Consider the following 18,488-nt stretch of genomic DNA (forward strand, 5'->3'; position numbering starts at 1 on the left):
CTGGCAATATCAAATCCGAAGGGAGATAGAAAGTGAAAGCACGCCTACTGGGAGGCATTGCAGCACTGCTTTTGGCAGTCATCGGCACAGTCTTGCTGGTTACCTACATTCAGGGAGCCGACAAGCGTGCGCAGCAAGGGCTCGATCCCGTGACCGTTCTTGTCGTCAAGGAACGCATTCCGGCCGGCACCAAGACCGAGGATCTCGGCAACAAGGTGAAGACCGAGACGCTGCCGCAGTCGGCGGTAGCACCAGGCACCATCAGCGCACTCAACGACCAGCAGGGAAAGGTCACCTCAGTCGACCTCCAACCTGGCGAACAGTTGCTGGGCATGAAACTGGTGAACCCCAATGAGCTGGTTCCTGGAACAGTTCCGGTACCGGAGGGCCTGCAGGAGCAGACCTTCATCCTGGCCCCCGAAAGGATCATGGGTGGCCGCATCGAGGCCGGCGACACGGTGACTGTGTTTGCCTCCTTCAAAGCAGATGGCGATCTCCCCCCGGACGCGGACATCCCCGCCGAGGTGAAGGGCTGGAAGCAATACACCAAGCTCCTCTACCACGACGTCCTGGTGACTGCAGTCCAGCAGGCAGCACCGGACGCGGAGAAGAAGTCGGCAAACACGGACAGCGCTGTTCAGCTGCCCAACGGATCGGCTTATGTGACCGTTGCCCTCAGCGACGCGAACGCCGCCAAAATGGTCTTTGGCGCGGAGTTCGGCACCCTGTACTTGTCCAAGCAAACCGACAAGACGACCAAGAGCCAGCCACCGGTAACCACTCTGGGAGGCGAGCTGAAATGAGCCGCTTCGTAGCCATCACTGCGGTCCGCGATTTCGAAGGCCGCGTGCGTCAGGCAATTACGGGAGCACTTCACGGTGACCTGCAGACGCTTTCTCCCGATGTGCTTCACGGTGGTTCCGATGACGTCTTCAAGCAACTGACCGGCGCACCACCAGAGGTCATGATCCTGGGTCCTGGCGTGAATCCCGACGATGCCTTGAAATTGGCAACAGTCTTTGACCTCCAATACCCGGAAATCAGCCTGCTACTCGTCTCCCAGCCCGAACCCGACATCGTGCTGCGGGCCATGCACTCCGGGATTCGTGATGTTGTTTCTCCCGAGATCGACATCAATGAACTTCGGGTACTGCTGGAGAGAGCCTGTCTTGCCTCCGCCAGTCGTCGACGCGGAATGCAGCCAGCAGCCGAATCCGGCCAGGACCGCGGACGAGTCATAGCCGTCATGTCGCCGAAGGGCGGCGTGGGCAAAACGACAGTGGCAACCAACCTGGCCGTTGGACTCGGTGCCATGGCTCCCATGGGCGTTGTGATCGTGGACCTGGATCTCCAATTCGGCGACGTAGCCTCCGGCCTGTTGCTGGAACCCGAGCATTCCATCACGGAGGCGGTCCACGGTCCGGCAGCCCAGGATTCGATGGTGCTCAAGGCTTTCCTCACGGTTCATCCAGCCGGCATTTATGCCCTGTGCGCACCTCTGAAGCCATCGGAGTCGGATTACATCACGGCAGACCACGTGACCAGGCTGCTCAACCAGCTGGCCAGCGAGTTCAAATTCGTGGTGGTTGACACGGCTCCGGGACTGGGCGAACACTGCCTTGCCACGTTGGAGCTGGCCACCGACGGTGTCTGGGTGTGTGGCATGGACGTGCCAAGCATCCGCGGGCTGCGGAAATCCTTCAGCGTGCTGAAGGAGCTGCAACTCCTGCCCCAAGGACGGCACACCGTGCTGAATTTCGCGGACAGGAAAAGCGGTATTTCCGTACAGGACGTCGAGTCGACTATCGGGGTTCCCATCGACACGGTGATCCCCCGTTCACGGAATCTGCCGTTCTCCACCAACCGCGGAGTGCCGGTTCTCCAGGGGACCACGCGGGATTCTGCAACCAAGGGTTTGAAAAAACTCGTGGAGCGGTTCGATCCCCGCTTGGCCACTTCGCCCCAGAATAAATTGCACAGAAGGGTGGTGGTGTCATGAAACTGTCAGAACGGCTCTCAAAAAACAGCCCGCTCGCGGCCGCGGCGTCGCCTGTCAGCAACAGTGAACCAGTCGCAAGCATTGACGTGCCAGCAAGTCCGGCACCGTCCGCGGCTGGACCAATGCTGGGAGGAGCACCCTCAGCCCCTGCTGTTGACGCGCTGTCGGGTCTGAAGAAGCGGGCCGCCGAAGCCCTTTTCGAAAGCATGGGCACAAGGAGCAGCGACACCTCCACTTCGGAGGAAGAACTCCGGTCATTTGCCGTTGACGAGCTCTCTTCGTTTATCGACGACGAGCAAGTGCCTCTTTCCCCGGAGGAACGTCGGCGACTGATTCGGGAAATCTCGGATGAGGTCATGGGATACGGACCCCTCCAGCGCTTGCTGGAGGACCCCTCGGTCACGGAAGTCATGGTCAACCGATTCGACCAGATCTACGTTGAACGCCACGGGCACCTTGCGCTGACCGACCTGCAATTCAGCAGCGACGACCACCTGAGAAAGGTCATCGAGAGGATTGTGTCCAAGGTAGGACGCCGGATTGACGAGTCCTCACCGTTGGTGGATGCACGACTTGAAGACGGTTCCCGTGTCAATGCGATAATTCCACCTCTGGCGGTAAACGGACCTTCGCTCACCATCAGGAAGTTCAGCCAGATTCCGCTCACGGTCCGAAACCTCATCGAGTGGGGCTCTATGAGCCACGAGATGGCGGAGCTGCTGAGCGCGTGCGTCCTGGCCCGGTTGAACGTCATCGTCTCAGGCGGTACTGGCACCGGTAAGACAACGCTGCTCAATGTGCTCTCCACATTCATTCCCGAGTCTGACCGCATTGTCACCATCGAGGATGCCGTGGAACTCCAGCTGCAGCAACGGCACGTTGTTCGATTGGAAAGCCGGCCACCCAACATCGAAGGCAAGGGTGCGGTCACCATCCGCGACCTCGTCCGAAACTCGCTGCGTATGCGTCCCGACCGGATCATCGTTGGCGAAGTGCGTGGCGGTGAATCACTGGACATGCTTCAGGCGATGAATACAGGTCACGACGGTTCACTCTCCACCGTGCACGCAAACTCACCGCGTGACGCGATCGCGAGGTTGGAGACGCTCGTTCTCATGGCTGGCATGGACCTGCCTCTCCGGGCAATCCGGGAACAGGTGTCCTCCGCTGTCGACCTTATTGTCCAAGTCACCCGCTTGCGTGACGGCACCCGGCGCGTTACTCATGTGACGGAAGTCCAAGGCATGGAGGGAGATGTCGTCACGCTCCAGGATGCATTCCTGTTCGACTATTCAGCGGGTATCGATGCCCAGGGACGGTTTTTAGGCAGGGCCCTTCCGACAGGTATCCGGCCAAGGTTCCTGGACCGTTTTTCCGAACTGGGTATCTCGGTGTCGCCATCAGTCTTTGGCGTAGCACCCGTCCCCGTGGGAAGGCGGTAGCCATGGACTCGCCCGTTCTGTTTCCTGTAGCCATCGGACTGTGTTTTGCTGCCCTCATACTGGTCGTCGTCTTCGTCCTCAAGCCCCGGAACGGTAACATACCTCTCGAGCGGCGGCGTCTTGACGCCAAACCCGACGACTCTGCCGTCGGCCGCGTTTCGCAATCGGCCGTGCAATTCGTGGACACGGCCATTGGCCGCTCCGGCGGCCCGTTTAATCGGGAAGTGCTCTACCGGGCCGGGGTCAAGCAGGCACCCGCCGACTTCACGGTAATGGTGGCCGTCGGCACTGTCCTTCTTGGGGTCGCAGGTTCGTTCCTGGTCAATGTGATCATAGGGATCCTGTTGGCGGTTGCAACTCCGTTCGCTGCCAAACTCGTCTTGGTTTTCAAGACAGAAAAGCGCCGGGCCAAGTTTGATTCCCAGCTCATCGACACCATTCAGATGCTCATCGGTGGACTTCGTGTGGGACACAGCATCATGCGCTCACTCGAAGCAGCGGCTCAAGAGGCGCAAGCACCCACATCTGAAGAGCTATCTCGCATCGTCAACGAGGTAAGGATCGGCAAGGACCCGAGCCAGGCCCTCGAAGACTGCGCTGACCGAATGGAAAGCGATGACTTCAGGTGGATTGGGCAGGCCATTCAGATCAACCGGGAGGTTGGCGGCGACTTGGCAGAAGTCCTTGAGCAGGTTGCTGGAACCATCCGGGAACGTGGCGAGATCAAGGCCCATGTCAAAGCCCTGAGTGCAGAGGGGAAGATGTCTGCTTACATCCTGATGGCTCTTCCCATCGGCGTAGCTTTGCTCCTGACCATCATGAATCCGCGTTACATGTCCGTATTCGTCCAACACCCCTTGGGAATAGCGATGCTGGTTACCAGTGTGGTCCTGTTCATCGTGGGTGGCTTCTGGATGAGCCGCACTGTGAAGATCAAGTTCTAGGAGGGTTGTCATGACCGTCATTTCGTGGCTGATCATCGCAGCCATCATACTTCCGCTGGCCTATTTCGCATGGTCCATCGCAACGATCGACCGCAAGGGAATCGTTGCCATACAGACCAACCTAGGGTCCGGGTTCGCCCAGGGTGCAGGTGTCAACGTTCAACGCCCCCCGATCATGCTGGGCGTAGCGCGGAGACTGACTCCGGGGAGCTACGAAGCAAAGCTTGATCAATGGCTCGCGTTGGCCGGACGTCCGCAGTCGATGCCGCTGACAAAGCTCATTTCCATCAAGCCCGTCCTGGCCGCGTCCGGCGCAACTATAGGTCTGCTGCTGATAGCGGCAGGGCCAAGCCCTTTGAGTATCGGATTCGGCATCTTCCTCACTGCCCTTCTGTACTTCATACCGGACCTGCTGGTTTACAACACCGGATTGAAGCGTCAAGAAGCAATACAACTGGAGTTCCCCAACACCTTGGACCAGATGCTGATTTCCGTTGAAGCGGGACTCGGTTTTGAAGCAGCCATGGAGCGCGCATCAGCATATGGAACCGGGCCATTGGCACAGGAACTCATGCGGACGCTTCAAGATATCCAAGTAGGGCGGCCTCGGACGGAAGCCTATGGGGCTCTGGCCGAACGTTCCACCGTTGCGGATGTCCGAAGCTTTGTCCTGGCAGTAATTCAAGCCGACAAGTACGGCATCGGTATCGCCAACGTCCTCCGTGCGCAAGCAAAGCAGGCACGCGTGAAGCGGCGTCAAATCGCCGAAGAGAAGGCAATGAAGCTACCCGTCAAGGTGCTGTTCCCGTTGCTGTTCTCCATCTTCCCGGTGCTGTTCATAGTCCTTCTGGGTCCCGCAGTCATCAAGATCATCCAGGCATTCAGCTGATCGTGTGCGGTGGGAATTAGACCGGCCGTTCACGCATCCCAGACCGCGGACGGCCACAACGGCCCCCTTCCGGTACCCAGAGCCGGGAGGGGGTCCTCCAACGTCCGGACTTACTCGCGCCGGGCCCTGGTCAACTCAGCCCGCGCCAGCAGCTCGCTGTCCGACGGGTATGCAACTTCCTCCAACACCAACGGATGCGGTGCCGCCAGTACGGACTTCGCATCACGCTTCCGCTCCAGCAGACGTTCATGCAGCCAGCCTGGTTGCTCCAGGCCTTCCCCCACACGCAGTGCCGAGCCCACCAAGGACCTGACCATGTTGTGGCAGAACGCATCGGCTTGAACGGTGGCAACAATGACCCCGTCGCTTGCCCGTTCGAATTCAAACCTCTGCAGTTCGCGGATGGTGGTGGCGCCTTCCCGGGGCTTGCAGTAGGAGCGGAAGTCCTGGAGCCCCAGCAACTGGGAAGCGCCCTCGTTCAACAGGGAAATGTTCAACGGCGCTTTGTGCCACAGTGTGATCCCACGCAACACCGGATCCCAGCGCTCCGCGCCATCGGCAATGCGGTAACTGTAACGACGCCACAAGGCGGAGAACCGGGCGTCAAAGCCTTCCGGTGCCAGGCCGGCGTCGTGCACTTCAATGGCGCCGGTAAGATCGCCAAGTACGCGGCTAAGGGCGCCGCGAAGGCGACGCAAAAGCGCGACGGCGGGGTCGAGTTCGTGCCCACGCGGAAGTCCAAGCCACTCGGCTTCAGTAAGGTCCAAATGGACCACCTGGCCGCGTGCGTGGACACCGGCGTCGGTGCGGCCAGCAACCGTAACCCGGACCGGACGGCGTACGAGGAGCGCTAAAGCTTCCTCAAGTGAGCCCTGCACGGTGAGCAGACCAGGCTGAAGGGCCCAGCCGTTGAAAGGTCCACCGTCGTAGGAAAGATCCATCCGGACACGCAAAAACCCGCCGCCCTCCAAAGCGGGGGCAGCGGGTTTTCGTTCGTTCATAGACTTAAGTCTACTAAGAAGAATTCAGTGAATTACTTCTTGTCCTCAGCGGCCGGAGCCTCTTCGGTTTCAGCAGTTTCAGCGTCAGCAGCCTCAGCCTCAGCGGCCGGAGCCTCTTCGGTTTCAGCAGCTTCGGTCTCTACAGCCTCGGTCTCAACAACCTCTTCCTCAGCAGCCGGGGCAGCCTTGGCAGCAGCAGCGGTTGCTTCAGCAACTACGGCCTGCTTCGGGGAAACCGGCTCGAGGACGAGCTCGATGACAGCCATGGGAGCGTTGTCGCCCTTGCGGTTGCCGATCTTGGTGATACGGGTGTAGCCACCATCGCGGTTGGCAACGGCGCCGGCGATGTCGGTGAACAGCTCGTGGACAATGCCCTTGTCGCTGATCAGGCCGAGAACGCGGCGGCGGGAAGAGAGGTCGCCACGCTTGGCGAAGGTGACCAAACGCTCTGCGTACGGCTTCAGGCGCTTGGCCTTGGTGACCGTGGTGGTGATGCGCTTGTGCTCAAACAGAGCAGCTGCCAGGTTCGCGAGCATCAGGCGCTCGTGAGCCGGGCCGCCTCCGAGGCGCGGACCCTTAGTGGGGGTAGGCATAATTATTTCTCCTGTTGTGTAAGCCGGTAAGGTCCATCGCTGGACCATACGGCCAAGATCTGCTTTTTAGAGCTCGTCGTCGCTGAACGCGGCGTCGTCCTCTTCGATGGCTGCGGCGCGGGCTGCGAGATCGAAACCGGGAGGGGAGTCCTTGAGGGACAGACCCAGTTCGACGAGCTTTGCCTTGACCTCGTCAATGGACTTCGCACCGAAGTTACGGATGTCCATCAGGTCAGCCTCGGAGCGGGCAACGAGTTCACCCACGGTGTGGATGCCCTCACGCTTGAGGCAGTTGTAGGAACGGACGGTAAGGTCCAGATCCTCGATCGGCAGAGCCATGTCCGCTGCCAGGGCAGCGTCCGTCGGCGACGGGCCAATCTCGATACCTTCAGCTGCGGTGTTCAGCTCACGAGCCAGACCGAACAGTTCCACCAGGGTGGTGCCTGCAGAAGCAACGGCGTCGCGCGGAGCGATTGCCTGCTTGGTCTCGACGTCGACAATGAGCTTGTCGAAGTCGGTGCGCTGCTCAACACGGGTAGCTTCCACGCGGAAGGTTACCTTCATGACCGGCGAGTAGATCGAGTCAACCGGAATACGGCCGATCTCGGAGTCGCCGGACTTGTTCTGAGCTGCCGAAACGTAGCCACGGCCGCGCTCGATGGTCAGTTCGAGTTCGAACTTGCCCTTCGAGTTCAGAGTGGCAATGTGCAGATCCGGGTTGTGGAATTCGACGCCGGCCGGCGGAGCGATGTCCGCGGCGGTGACGATTCCGGGGCCCTGCTTGCGCAGGTAAGCAACAACCGGCTCGTCGTGCTCGGAGGAAACCGAAAGGTTCTTGATGTTCAGGATGATCTCGGTGACATCTTCCTTGACACCCGGAACCGTGGTGAACTCGTGCAGCACACCATCGATCCGGATGCTGGTTACAGCAGCACCGGGGATGGAGGAGAGCAGGGTACGGCGGAGGGAGTTTCCGAGGGTGTAGCCGAAGCCCGGCTCCAGCGGTTCAATGATGAAACGGGAGCGGTTCTCGGATACAACTTCTTCAGACAGGGTGGGGCGCTGTGCAATGAGCACTTAGGTTTCCTTTCGGCGAGCATCCGCTATATGACGCAACACAGGTGGTGGAAATCGGCTTCGGTTTCCAGCCTGACCAGCCGGGCCATGCTTGTAGATGGTCGAAACCATGTACAGCAGGCCCGGCCGGTCAGGCAGGGAATACCTAATTAGACGCGGCGGCGCTTCGGCGGGCGGCAACCGTTGTGGGCGCTGGGGGTGACGTCCTGGATGGAGCCAACCTCGAGGCCAGCAGCCTGAAGCGAACGGATTGCGGTTTCGCGTCCGGATCCCGGGCCCTTGACGAATACGTCAACCTTGCGCAGACCGTGCTCCTGAGCGCGCTTTGCAGCAGCTTCGGCAGCCATCTGGGCAGCGAACGGGGTGGACTTACGGGAGCCCTTGAAGCCAACCTCACCGGCGGAAGCCCAGGAGATTACAGCACCGTTCGGGTCCGTGATGGACACGATGGTGTTGTTAAAGGTGCTCTTGATGTGCGCCTGGCCAAGCGCAATATTCTTCTTATCCTTGCGACGCGGCTTACGAACCGCTCCACGAGTCTTCGGGGGCATTGTTTCTCCTACAGAAAGTTATCGGGGGAAAACCAGGTCAATCCCGAGGGATTAACGTCCGGCCTTCTTCTTGCCGGCGACGGTGCGCTTCGGGCCCTTGCGGGTACGAGCGTTGGTCTTCGTACGCTGTCCGCGTACGGGCAGGCCCTTGCGGTGGCGCAGGCCTTCGTAGCTGCCGATCTCAACCTTGCGGCGGATGTCAGCGGCTACCTCGCGGCGAAGGTCACCCTCAACCTTGTAGTTGCCTTCAATGTAGTCACGCAGCTGGACCAGCTCGGCGTCAGTCAGGTCCTTGACGCGAACGTCAGCGCTGATGCCGGTGGCAGCCAGGGTTTCGTGTGCACGGGTCTTGCCCACGCCGTAGATGTAAGTAAGCGCAATTTCCAACCGCTTTTCGCGGGGAATGTCTACGCCAGCGAGACGAGCCATAGTGGCGGTACTCCTTGAATAAACCGGAGGTCGTAGGCAGTACACCCACACGATCCGTGTGGCCCCAGCCTCCGACCGGGGGTACGCTGACCAGGCTCTGTAATGCAGTCCTGGCACAACTTGTGCTGCCTTTATTTACTTGCGTGGGCTAGCAACCCAGGTTTGCCCTTGCGGGCGCTGATTCCCGGAAGGGGAATTAGCCCTGGCGCTGCTTGTGGCGCGGGTTCTCGCAGATCACCATGACCCGGCCGTTACGGCGGATCACTTTGCACTTGTCGCAGATCTGCTTGACGCTCGGCTTGACCTTCATGGCGTTCCTTTGCGTGTTTTGCAGTTGATCTGCTGGAGCGGCTTGGCACTATTGCCTGCCGCCCAGCAATTTACTTGTAGCGGTAGACGATACGACCACGTGTGAGGTCGTATGGGCTCAGCTCCACCACTACCCGGTCCTCGGGGAGGATTCGAATGTAGTGCTGACGCATCTTCCCAGAGATGTGTGCGAGAACGACGTGCTTGTTGGTGAGCTCAACACGAAACATCGCATTGGGCAGCGCCTCAGTCACAACGCCCTCGATCTCAATGACCCCGTCCTTCTTGGCCATATCCTCCGCTAACTGTTGTTTGCCGCTGTCCTCCGGTTAGGCACCGAAAATCCAACGGACGTTTTTTGTTTGCTTGGCCCTCTTGGAACCACGACACTAAAAAGGGCGTGGCTGCACAGACAACCAACAAATAACTCTACGCCAATGGGGCCGGAAAGTTAAATCCGTCCATGGTAGCGCACGTACCGCTGCCCGTCACTCCCCTACGGTCCGGTAAGCCGGGAAGTCTCCTGCCGCCGTCGTGACACTTTCGGCCGCTGCAACACCGTCCAGGATCGCCAAACGCACGGCTTCGGCTGCGGCACTTTGGAGCGTTATCAGCGATACTTGCCGCGCCTGCTCGGTACTGCGATCAAGCTCGACGGCGCCAGTCGCCAACGCAAACACGGTGTCACCGTCCGCCAAAGTATGGGACGGATCCAAAGCCCGCGCCAGCCCCGCATGCCCGGACGATGCGGTCCGCTTGCACTCGGCCACATCAAGAACAGCATTCGTAGCGATCACGACGAGCGTCGTATTGAGACCTTGCGGAGGGGCCAGTGGTTCTGCGACCGGCCCCTCTGGTCCTGGAGCCCGGTGGCGCGCGTCGCCGGGCCCCAGCCCCACCGGAGCACCGAGCGCGTTCACCACCGCGATCGCGCCCACGATTACTTGGCTGCCGTCGTTGGAGATGCCATCCAGCGTGATCGAGGACGTCCCGACCCCGCCCTTGTACTGTCCGCGCGCAATCACCGCGCCAGTGCCTGCGCCCACGTTTCCGCGCTCGACGGCGGCATGGTCACCTGAGGCGAACGCAGCAGTAGCTGCCTGGTAGCCCATGTCGGCATCGGGTCGTGCTTTGACGTCGCCACCGCGCCCGAGGTCGAAGATGGCCGCTGCCGGGACGATCGGCACCACTGTCCCAGGAACCGCGAAGCCCCGGCCCTGCTCCTCACACCAGAGCTGGGCACCAGTAGCTGAGGCCAGGCCAAACGCACTGCCACCCGTCAGCACGATGGCGTCGACCGTGGAAACAAGCGTGGTCGGATCAAGAGCGTCAGTTTCGTGGGTACCAGGGCCTCCCCCACGTACGTCCACCGACCCCACGGTTTTCACAGGCGGAAGGACGACTGTCACGCCGCTGAGCCACCCGCCGTCGTTCTTCTGAACATGGCCAATACGGATGCCCGGTACATCGGTGATTTGGGACGCCATGAAGCCCATTGTGCTCCACGTGCGCCCGGAAGCCTAAGCACTGCAATTGGCTTCCGGGCGGTCACGTCAGCGCGCGATGGCACCCTCCGCGATGCCGAGGCGGCCAAGCGTGGCGCGCAGGGCCTGGGCGGAATCGTGGATGAAGCGTTCGGCGTCGTACGGGATGGCCCGCAACCGGCTCAGCGGGAGCGCCCCGCCCCCGTCCACCTTGGCCTGGTATTCGGCAGCCATTTCACGGATCCGGGCAACCTCCCGCTGGTCCAGATCCGGATGCACGGCCAGCCAGTCGGGATCGTCCAGGCCAATTGGCAGGTGCAGGGCCGGGCCGGCGTTCTCGATGGACAGCGGCAGGTCCGGATTTGCCTCGTGCAGAATGCCCAGAACGGCATCCCAATCAATGCTGCCCTGTCCGATCGGGGCAAACACGCGCCCGAATACCCCGTCCTGGTCCCCGAGAACGAAGTCCCTGAGGTGGGTCGCCCTTGTATAGGGCGCCACGCGCCGGGCCGCGGCCACCGGGTCCTCGCCGCGGACCACCACATTGGCAGTGTCGAAAGTGACGCCCAGGACGTCCGGGCCCACGGCCTCCACCAAGCGGACCACTTCGTAGCTGGTGATCTCTTCATGGGTTTCAATATTCAGATGAACCCCATGGTCCCGGGCCACCGGCGCGAGCAGGCGAAGGAATTTCTCGATCGCCACGAGCTGGTCCGGCCACGGGGCATCCGTACGGAAGCGATCGAACACGTAGTACCCGGGCATTCCCCGCTGATAATTGGCGCATGCCACCCACAGCTCGGTTACACCGGCGGCCTCGTGTGCAGCCTCGATCATCCGGACCATACCGCGTGTGTAGTCACCGTCGCCGAGCCTGCGGACCTGCGGCGCCTCAGCAGAGGCGTAGGGATTGACCTTGGCCAGGCCCATTTGCAGGTAGAGGCCCAATTCGTCGGCGCAGGCCCGCACTTCCTGGAGTACGGCCCGGTCAAGCGTGGGTGAAACGTCCATCACAGTACGGAAATAGACGCCTTCCATGCCCATCGCATGGGCACGCTCAAGGATCTGGACGGCAGAGTCTTCGGCCTCGTGGGGAATCTTGCTTCCATCAACACCAATTCGCATTTTTCTTGTCCTTAATAAGTTCTGGATGTCTTCTCTTCGTCCAGGTACCGGCATGGGCACCTGGAGGCGGGACGCCGCTAACGTCCCCAGTTGTAGAAAGCGAAGGTCGGCGAGTAGTCGAAGTGCTTGACCGAATCCGCGAGCACCGCCGTGAACTGTGCCCGGTAGAGGATGATGGTGGGCGAGTTGGCCCGCCAGGAATCCACCAGCGCATTGATATATGGCAGCTGCGATTCCAGGTCCGGTGCTGCGTTCAGCTTTTCCATGAGCTCCGGGGTTCCGGAAATGCAGATGTGCTGGTTGTTGAACGAGCTGCCGCAGGTCATTTTCTTGCGCAGTTCGTAAGCGGCCACGGCGCCACCGGTTTCGAACAAGAGCGCCGACTGGTATTTACCGGTGTTGAACCTTGTGGCGAAAGCCGTTGGAGTCTGCGAATCGATGTTCACCCGCACCCCGATTTCCTCCCATGAGGACTTGAGGATGGTCGCGAGCGTGGACACTCCGGGCGACGAAGGGTTGATCATGAGGTCTATCTGCGGATCCTTGAGCCCTGATTCCGCAACCAATGCCTTGGCCTTGTCTTTGTCCAAGGGGCGCGGAGCCGAGCGCTCAGCATCGAAGCCCGGAATGCCGGGAACGAAAGGCCCGTAGAAGCTGTCTGCGTAGCCGTAGGCAACGCTGGCCTTGATCTGCTCATACGGCACCGCGTAAGTGAGCGCCTCCCGCAGCTTCGGATTGGCTGTGGTGCCCGATGAGTTGTCCAGGGAGACAGTCACCGGGGCGAAGGCAGGGGCCGTGGTGACACGGCAGCACTCCTCCTGGCTCAACTGGTGCACCACGTAAGGCGGTAGGCCGAGCGTTACGTCGGCCTCGCCACGGCGGGCCTGCAGCATCAGGGTGGGGATTGAAGTGATGAAGTTGACCCGGATCTCGGCTTCCTTGGCCGGTTCGCCGTAGTAGTTCGGGTTCCGCGTGAGGACCGCGTAGTTGTTTGCCACGTATTCGTCGAGCACGTAGGGCCCGCTGCTGCTGGCTGTATGCGAGGCCAGCCACTGGTTGGGCACACCTTTCTTGTCCTCGCCATGTTCCTTGATGACCTTCGGGTCATAGATCGAACCGCGGCTCTGGGCCAGTGTCACCAGGATTGCTGCGTACGGCCGTGATAATTCCAGACGCACAGTCTGGGGATCAACCACTACGACGTCTTTGATCAGCGGCGGGTCCGTCAGGCCGATCTGCAAACCCAAAGCGCCGCAGCCGCCGATAGTGAGGTTCCGCATGATCGAGTACCGCACGGCTTCGGCGTCCAGCGGGTTGCCGTTGGCAAACCTGGCCCCGGGGTGCAGGGAGAAGGTATACGACTTCCCGTCGGGTGAGACCGTCCACGAGGTAGCGAGATCGCCGCTGACCCGCTCGGGATCGTTGATGGCCACCCGGGTGCCGTCGGGCTGGGCTTCCTGATCGAGCTTGACCAGACGTGCGTAGAAATTGGTGGCAAAGCTGTTCTCATTGCCCGCGCACACAAACGCAGGGTCGATGTTGGTCAAGGACGCGGCCCAGTTCACAGTGAACGGCCTGTCTGCCGCATTGGAAGGCGCGCCGGGCTGCGCGCAGCCGGCGAGCGCGAGCAGGCCCACGGTGGCGAGTGCCGCCGTCGTGCGCCTTGCGGCGATCGTCCATTTCAGGAGCTTTTTCATATCATCTTCCTTCCATGGCGCTAGCTGTTCCCGCCGATGCGAGCGCCTTCGCCCGCCGGCGGGCACCCGGCACTGCATCCAGCAGCGCACGGGTGTAAGGATGGGTGGTCTTGTCGAAGACATCTGCGGCGGTACCGGCTTCCACGATCTCGCCGGCGTTCATGACGGCGATGTTGTGGCTCATGAGCCGGGCCACAGCGAGGTCGTGGACGATGAAGAGGTAGGTAAGTCCGAGCTCGTCCTGCAGGTCGCTCAGGAGGTTCAGGACCTGGGCTTGTATGGAGACATCCAAGGCACTCACGGGCTCGTCCAGCACCACAAGGTCCGGGTTGAGGACAAGGGCCCGGGCGATTGCGATGCGCTGGCGTTGGCCTCCGGAGAACGCGAAAGGAAAGCGCTGCGTCTGCTTGACGCTGATTCCCACCAGGTCCAGGACTTTGGCCACCCTGCGCGAACGTTCCGCCGGATCGGAGATACCGTGCACAATGAGGGGCTCTTCCACCAGGTCCCCCACCGTGAATCGCGGGTCGAGGGAGCCGTTGGGGTCTTGGAAGACCATCTGGATCCTGCGGCGCATCTTTCGCATCCCGGGTTTGGAAAGCGTGGTGAGGTCCACGCCGTCGAATTCGATCAGGCCGCTGTCAGCGCTGGTGAGGCCCATGACGCAGGCCGCCGTAGTCGATTTGCCGCTGCCCGACTCCCCCACAAGGCCGAGCGTCTGGCCGCGGAGCAGTTCAAAGGAGACATCGTGCAGGATTTGTGTCTTATGCCGCTTTCCAATGCCTTTGGTGTAGGACTTGTTGAGCTTCTCCACCCGAAGGAGCGGGGCGGCGTTTGCGATGCTCATGCTGGAACTCCCTGGGGATCGTTTGCGAAGTGGCAGCGGACGACTGCGCCAGTGGACAGGCTGCGGGGCTCCGGCCTTTCGATGGCGCAGCGCTTTTGTTCCCTGCCGATCGGGCACCGTGGCGCGAAGGGACAGCCCGGCTCGTCCACTGAAAGGTCCGGCGGCGATCCGGGGATGGCAGGCAAGGCACCGCGCCGTGCGGTGGCGGGATCGATGACGCAGTCCAGGAGGGCTTTGGAATACGGGTGTCCCGGGGAGGCGAACAATGCTTCGGTAGTGGTGGATTCGACGAATCGGCCGGCGTACATGACGTTGACGGTGTCGCAAAGTTCCTCGACGATTCCCAGATTGTGGGTGATCATGACCAAGGCGTTTCCGCGTTCGTCGCAGATCTTGGCCAACAGGTCCAGCACCTGCGCCTGCGTGGTGACGTCCAGGGCGGTCGTGGGTTCGTCCGCGACCACCACGGAGGGGTCGTTGGCGATGGCCATGGCGATCAGGACGCGTTGCCGCATGCCGCCTGAATATTGGTGCGGGTAGTCGGAGATTCGGCGGGCGGGATCGTTGACGCCCACTTCGCCTAGCAGTTCGCAGGCCATCTTCCGGGCGGTTTTGGCAGAGACATCCTGGTGAACGCGGATTGTCTCGACGAATTGGCTTCCGATGGTCTTCAACGGATCCAATGCCGCCATGGGGTCCTGGAATATCAAGCTGATGTCCTTGCCGCGGACCCTGGAGATCGCGGCGTCATCGAGGCCCACAATTTCCTTGCCATTGAGCTTTACGCTGCCGCCGACAACCCTGCCGGGTGGGGGCACAAGCCCCATCAGTGACATGGCCATGGCGGACTTTCCGGATCCCGATTCCCCCACGATCGCGAGTCGTTGGCCTCGGCGTAGATCGAAGGAAACATCGCGGACGGCGTGTACGGTCCCCAAGGCCGTCACGAAATCCGTGCGAAGTCCACGGACGCTGAGCACGGGGTCCGGGCGACCATTGGACGACAGTTCAGGTGCGGGAAGGGAGAGTGCATTGCTTTGCATCAGCGTGCTCCTACTCGGGTGCGGGGATCAGCTGCGGTCATCAGGACATCGGCCAGGAGGCTCACAACTACGTAGAGGACGGCGGCAAGCAGTAGTACGGCCTGCACCACTCCGAAGTCCTTTTGAATGATGGCGTCGGCGGTCATGGAACCGATGCCGGGCCAGCCGAATACTTTCTCCACCAGCAGGCTTCCTGCGAGGAGGTCTGCGAAGAGGAGCGACGCCGCTGGCAGGAGGGACAGGAGGCCGTGGGGTGCAACGTGCCGGTTGTAGACCGGGAAGCGGCGGAGTCCGTGGCTCTGGGATACGGCCACGAAGGTTTCCCGGAGGGTGCCCCGCAACTGGTTTCGGTAGAGCCTGCTAAGGAAGGCGAAAGGACCGAGTGCCACGATCGTTGCAGGCAGGATCAGATGCCAGGCTGCGTTGGCGAAGGTTCCCCACTGTCCAGCCAGCAGGGCGTCCACCGTGAACATTCCTGTGACATTTGGAGGTTTGAGCATTCCCGGTGACAGCCGTCCTTCAGGTCCGGGGAAGATGCCCAGCTGGATCGAGAAGATCATGAGGGCCAGCAGCGCAATCCAGAAGGGCGGCGAACCCATGGCCAGCGAGGATGCGAACCGGACGAGCTGGTCTGGCCACCGGCGCCGTGAATACACCGCAAAGCTTGCCGCGAGCACCGCGGCGACTATCGCAATAATCACTGATAGCAGGCCAAGCTCCAGGGTCGCGGGGAGTCGCTGGCCCAAGAGTGTGCCCACGCTGTTGCCGGTGCTGTATGAGAAGCCGAAGTCGCCGCGAAGCAGCGAGCCCATGTAGTTTCCGTATTGGACCACAAGGTTGTCATCCAGGCCCATGGACTTGCGCAAGGCGGCAACCGTCTCTTCGGTTGCGGTATCACCGGCGATGGCACGTGCTGGGTCGCCCGGGACCTTCCGGAGCAGTATGAAGGTGAAGATCGAAGCGCCGAAGACGGTGGCCAGTGCCACGCCGAGGCGTTTGAGGAGCGCGTTGGTCATGGCAGCCTCACTTCGCCTGGATGAATTCGCCGCGCGGATCCAGGACTTCGCGGGCCCTGTCTGCAATGACGGTGGTGAGGGTTACTGCTATGAGAAGGCCCAAGCCCGGAAAACCTGCGATCCACCACTGCCCGGTCAGGAAGAACTGCTGGCCTTCGGTGATCATTTCGCCCCATTCCGCGGTGGGCGGCTGGGCCCCAAGCCCGAGGTAGCCCAGAGCTGCCAGGGACAGCACGGCGGCACCGAACACCGCGGCCATTTGCAGGATCATGATGGGTATCAGGTGCGGCAGGACATGCCGGAACAACACCCTGGCCGGGTGGGCGCCGATCGCCATGGTGGAGCGGATGAAGTCTTGCCCGTACAGGCGCATCACTTCGCCCCGGAGGGTTCGCATGTACCAGGGAAAAGAATGCAGGGAGAGCCCGATGACGGCCGCTGTCACACCCGGTTTGAGGGCCATCGCAATAGCCATGGCCAGCAGCAGCGCCGGGAAGCAAAGGATGGAATTGGTCAGCCAGGTAAAGAGCGTGTCCACCCAACCGCGCATGGAACCGGCAAGAAGCGCAGTCACGCAACCCACAATTGCCCCGATCACGGCAATTGCCAGACCGGCGAGGATGGAGGTCTGCCCGCCGGCAAGGAAACGGGCCAACACGTCGCGACCAGTGTCATCGGTACCCATGGGGTGGGCGAAACTTGGAGCTTGGAGGACTGCACCCAGGCTGATGGCTTCGGCCTGGAGCCGCCAGAACAGCGGGCCAAGCAGCGTTAGCAAAACCAGGGCAGCCAGCAGGGACAGGGTGAGGGTTAGCTTTCGGTCACGCTTAAGGAAGCTTCTGAAAGGCCTGCGCCTGGACGGCGTAAGAACCTGTGGGGCGGCTAAAGCTGTCATGAGAGTCCTTCCTCTCCGGAAAGGATCGTGGCCGGAGCGGCAATACCGGCGCCGATCGATGTGAGGATTCGCCGCAACGTTGCGGCGCTGTAGAGCAATTGACGACGGCGCTCGGCCGGGGTTGGGTCGTCGTCCCAATCGGCAAGCGCAGGACTGTGCCCGCCTGACACAGCGTCGTGCGTAAGGACGCCGAGCCGGGCCAACTGGCCAACGCCTGCGGCGTCAAGGTGGGGTTCATAGCGGAACCACGACCGGTCGAAAACGGGTGTGTCGAACTTTCCGCGATGCTGCTCCACCGTGAAATCGCGTACTCCCGAGCCAAGCAGGCTTCCGAGCAGCACGTTCCAGTCCAGGACGCCTTCACCCACCGCGCACAGCCGGCGGCGGTACCCGTGCTGCACTGGGAAAAGGACAACGTCCTCCAGATGGGTCATCCGGATGGAGGGTCCCAGTGTTCCGGCGACCTCGTGGGGGTCTTCTGCGCGCACCACCAGGTTCGCCACATCAAGTCCGATGCTGAAGACGGCGGGGTCCAAGGTCTCCACCAAGGACCGGACCTCCGTTGAGGCGAGGTCCTCGTGGGTCTTCACGTTGATCCGCGCGTTATTGTTCCGGGCCTGTTCGGCCAGGGCCTGGAGGTTTGCCTGGATAACCCGGAGCTGTGCGGGGTGGTCAAGGAAGCGTCCCTGCTCCACCATTCCCTCCCGCACCGACCGTGTGTACACGAAGAACTCCTTGATGCCGAGTTCCAGGCCACGTGCCAGAGACTTTCGCAGTTCGCGCCGGACCGCCGCAGGTTCGCCCACGGGGCCGGCGCAGCCCAGTCCCAGTTGAAGTTCGACGCCGGCCCGTCCAGCTTCCGCTGCCACCTCGTCCAAGCCGTCGGGCAACTCCCCCGAAAGTTCCGCAGCGATGTTGTTGAGGACGACAAGGGTGAATCCGTCCTCGACCGCCTGTCGCAAGGAGGCAAGCAGCGGGAGGTCCTCCATTCCCGGGTAGCGGGTGAACTGGACCCCGAGGCGGACGCCGGGGAAATTGCCGTCTTGTGGAGACCTCGAGCCAGGAATTTGTTTTGTGATCTGGGTCATGTTCAACAAGGTACACTCGTAAGACGTCTTACGAAAGAGTGGATTTTGAAGCTGTCCTG

20 protein-coding genes are annotated in these 18,488 nt (G+C 61.4%); 5 read left to right on the forward strand and 15 right to left on the reverse strand.

Annotation, left to right across the window (positions count from 1 at the left end; translation table 11 throughout):
• Positions 1 to 32: 32 nt before the first annotated feature.
• From cpaB to ACZ5G6_RS17145, 5 genes are read left to right on the forward strand one after another with little or no spacing between them, the layout of a single operon-like run.
• On the forward strand, positions 33 to 803 hold the full coding sequence (cpaB, locus tag ACZ5G6_RS17125) for a Flp pilus assembly protein CpaB (RefSeq protein WP_498686789.1): 771 nt from the start codon (positions 33 to 35) through the stop codon (positions 801 to 803).
• Entirely contained in the window at positions 800 to 1,999 is a 1,200-nt protein-coding gene (locus tag ACZ5G6_RS17130) for a CpaE/TadZ family protein (protein WP_498686792.1), read from the forward strand. The genes cpaB and ACZ5G6_RS17130 overlap by 4 nt, the downstream gene beginning before the upstream one ends.
• The gene (locus ACZ5G6_RS17135) at positions 1,996 to 3,441 is read left to right on the forward strand and encodes a TadA family conjugal transfer-associated ATPase (RefSeq protein ID WP_498686794.1); all 1,446 of its coding nucleotides are present in this window, start codon (positions 1,996 to 1,998) and stop codon (positions 3,439 to 3,441) included. Before ACZ5G6_RS17130 ends, ACZ5G6_RS17135 begins: the two co-directional genes overlap by 4 nt.
• Positions 3,442 to 3,443: 2 nt before the next feature.
• A complete protein-coding gene (locus tag ACZ5G6_RS17140) occupies positions 3,444 to 4,385 on the forward strand; it encodes a type II secretion system F family protein (RefSeq protein WP_498686797.1) in 942 nt (313 codons plus the stop codon).
• A 10-nt stretch (positions 4,386 to 4,395) separates the two neighbouring features.
• Positions 4,396 to 5,274: a type II secretion system F family protein gene (locus tag ACZ5G6_RS17145; RefSeq protein WP_498686799.1), complete on the forward strand. Its 879-nt coding sequence runs from the start codon at positions 4,396 to 4,398 to the stop codon at positions 5,272 to 5,274.
• 110 nt (positions 5,275 to 5,384) lie between these two features.
• Here ACZ5G6_RS17145 and truA read toward each other — a convergent pair whose 3' ends face one another.
• The 15 genes from truA to ACZ5G6_RS17220 all read right to left on the reverse strand — a co-directional run bounded on the left by truA (position 5,385) and on the right by ACZ5G6_RS17220 (position 18,429).
• A complete protein-coding gene (gene truA, locus ACZ5G6_RS17150) occupies positions 5,385 to 6,275 on the reverse strand; it encodes a tRNA pseudouridine(38-40) synthase TruA (RefSeq protein WP_223933937.1) in 891 nt (296 codons plus the stop codon).
• A gap of 32 nt (positions 6,276 to 6,307) precedes the next feature.
• Positions 6,308 to 6,868: a 50S ribosomal protein L17 gene (gene rplQ, locus ACZ5G6_RS17155; RefSeq protein WP_498686800.1), complete on the reverse strand. Its 561-nt coding sequence runs from the start codon at positions 6,866 to 6,868 to the stop codon at positions 6,308 to 6,310.
• 66 nt (positions 6,869 to 6,934) lie between these two features.
• Entirely contained in the window at positions 6,935 to 7,945 is a 1,011-nt protein-coding gene (locus tag ACZ5G6_RS17160) for a DNA-directed RNA polymerase subunit alpha (RefSeq protein WP_498686802.1), read from the reverse strand.
• Between the two features lie 149 nt (positions 7,946 to 8,094).
• On the reverse strand, positions 8,095 to 8,496 hold the full coding sequence (rpsK, locus tag ACZ5G6_RS17165; RefSeq protein WP_014922380.1) for a 30S ribosomal protein S11: 402 nt from the start codon (positions 8,494 to 8,496) through the stop codon (positions 8,095 to 8,097).
• 51 nt (positions 8,497 to 8,547) lie between these two features.
• A complete protein-coding gene (rpsM, locus tag ACZ5G6_RS17170; RefSeq protein ID WP_011775569.1) occupies positions 8,548 to 8,925 on the reverse strand; it encodes a 30S ribosomal protein S13 in 378 nt (125 codons plus the stop codon).
• 196 nt (positions 8,926 to 9,121) lie between these two features.
• The gene (gene rpmJ / locus ACZ5G6_RS17175; protein ID WP_011775570.1) at positions 9,122 to 9,235 is read right to left on the reverse strand and encodes a 50S ribosomal protein L36; all 114 of its coding nucleotides are present in this window, start codon (positions 9,233 to 9,235) and stop codon (positions 9,122 to 9,124) included.
• Between the two features lie 70 nt (positions 9,236 to 9,305).
• A complete protein-coding gene (gene infA, locus ACZ5G6_RS17180; protein WP_011775571.1) occupies positions 9,306 to 9,527 on the reverse strand; it encodes a translation initiation factor IF-1 in 222 nt (73 codons plus the stop codon).
• A gap of 195 nt (positions 9,528 to 9,722) precedes the next feature.
• On the reverse strand, positions 9,723 to 10,730 hold the full coding sequence (locus tag ACZ5G6_RS17185) for a P1 family peptidase (RefSeq protein WP_498686804.1): 1,008 nt from the start codon (positions 10,728 to 10,730) through the stop codon (positions 9,723 to 9,725).
• Positions 10,731 to 10,787: 57 nt separating this feature from the next.
• Complete coding sequence (locus ACZ5G6_RS17190; protein WP_498686806.1) at positions 10,788 to 11,843, reverse strand: sugar phosphate isomerase/epimerase family protein; 1,056 nt, start codon at positions 11,841 to 11,843, stop codon at positions 10,788 to 10,790.
• A gap of 77 nt (positions 11,844 to 11,920) precedes the next feature.
• Complete coding sequence (locus ACZ5G6_RS17195; RefSeq protein WP_223933945.1) at positions 11,921 to 13,540, reverse strand: ABC transporter substrate-binding protein; 1,620 nt, start codon at positions 13,538 to 13,540, stop codon at positions 11,921 to 11,923.
• 1 nt (position 13,541) lies between these two features.
• The gene (locus ACZ5G6_RS17200; RefSeq protein ID WP_223933947.1) at positions 13,542 to 14,387 is read right to left on the reverse strand and encodes an ATP-binding cassette domain-containing protein; all 846 of its coding nucleotides are present in this window, start codon (positions 14,385 to 14,387) and stop codon (positions 13,542 to 13,544) included.
• Positions 14,384 to 15,430, reverse strand: coding sequence for an ABC transporter ATP-binding protein (locus tag ACZ5G6_RS17205; protein WP_498686809.1), 1,047 nt, complete (start codon positions 15,428 to 15,430; stop codon positions 14,384 to 14,386). Before ACZ5G6_RS17205 ends, ACZ5G6_RS17200 begins: the two co-directional genes overlap by 4 nt.
• Positions 15,430 to 16,446: an ABC transporter permease gene (locus ACZ5G6_RS17210; protein WP_223933951.1), complete on the reverse strand. Its 1,017-nt coding sequence runs from the start codon at positions 16,444 to 16,446 to the stop codon at positions 15,430 to 15,432. Before ACZ5G6_RS17210 ends, ACZ5G6_RS17205 begins: the two co-directional genes overlap by 1 nt.
• A 7-nt stretch (positions 16,447 to 16,453) precedes the next feature.
• On the reverse strand, positions 16,454 to 17,341 hold the full coding sequence (locus tag ACZ5G6_RS17215) for an ABC transporter permease (RefSeq protein WP_223933953.1): 888 nt from the start codon (positions 17,339 to 17,341) through the stop codon (positions 16,454 to 16,456).
• A complete protein-coding gene (locus ACZ5G6_RS17220) occupies positions 17,338 to 18,429 on the reverse strand; it encodes a sugar phosphate isomerase/epimerase family protein (RefSeq protein WP_498686811.1) in 1,092 nt (363 codons plus the stop codon). Before ACZ5G6_RS17220 ends, ACZ5G6_RS17215 begins: the two co-directional genes overlap by 4 nt.
• Positions 18,430 to 18,488 lie beyond the last annotated feature (59 nt).

It is taken from the genome of Arthrobacter sp. TmtSoilC51 (assembly GCF_055388015.1).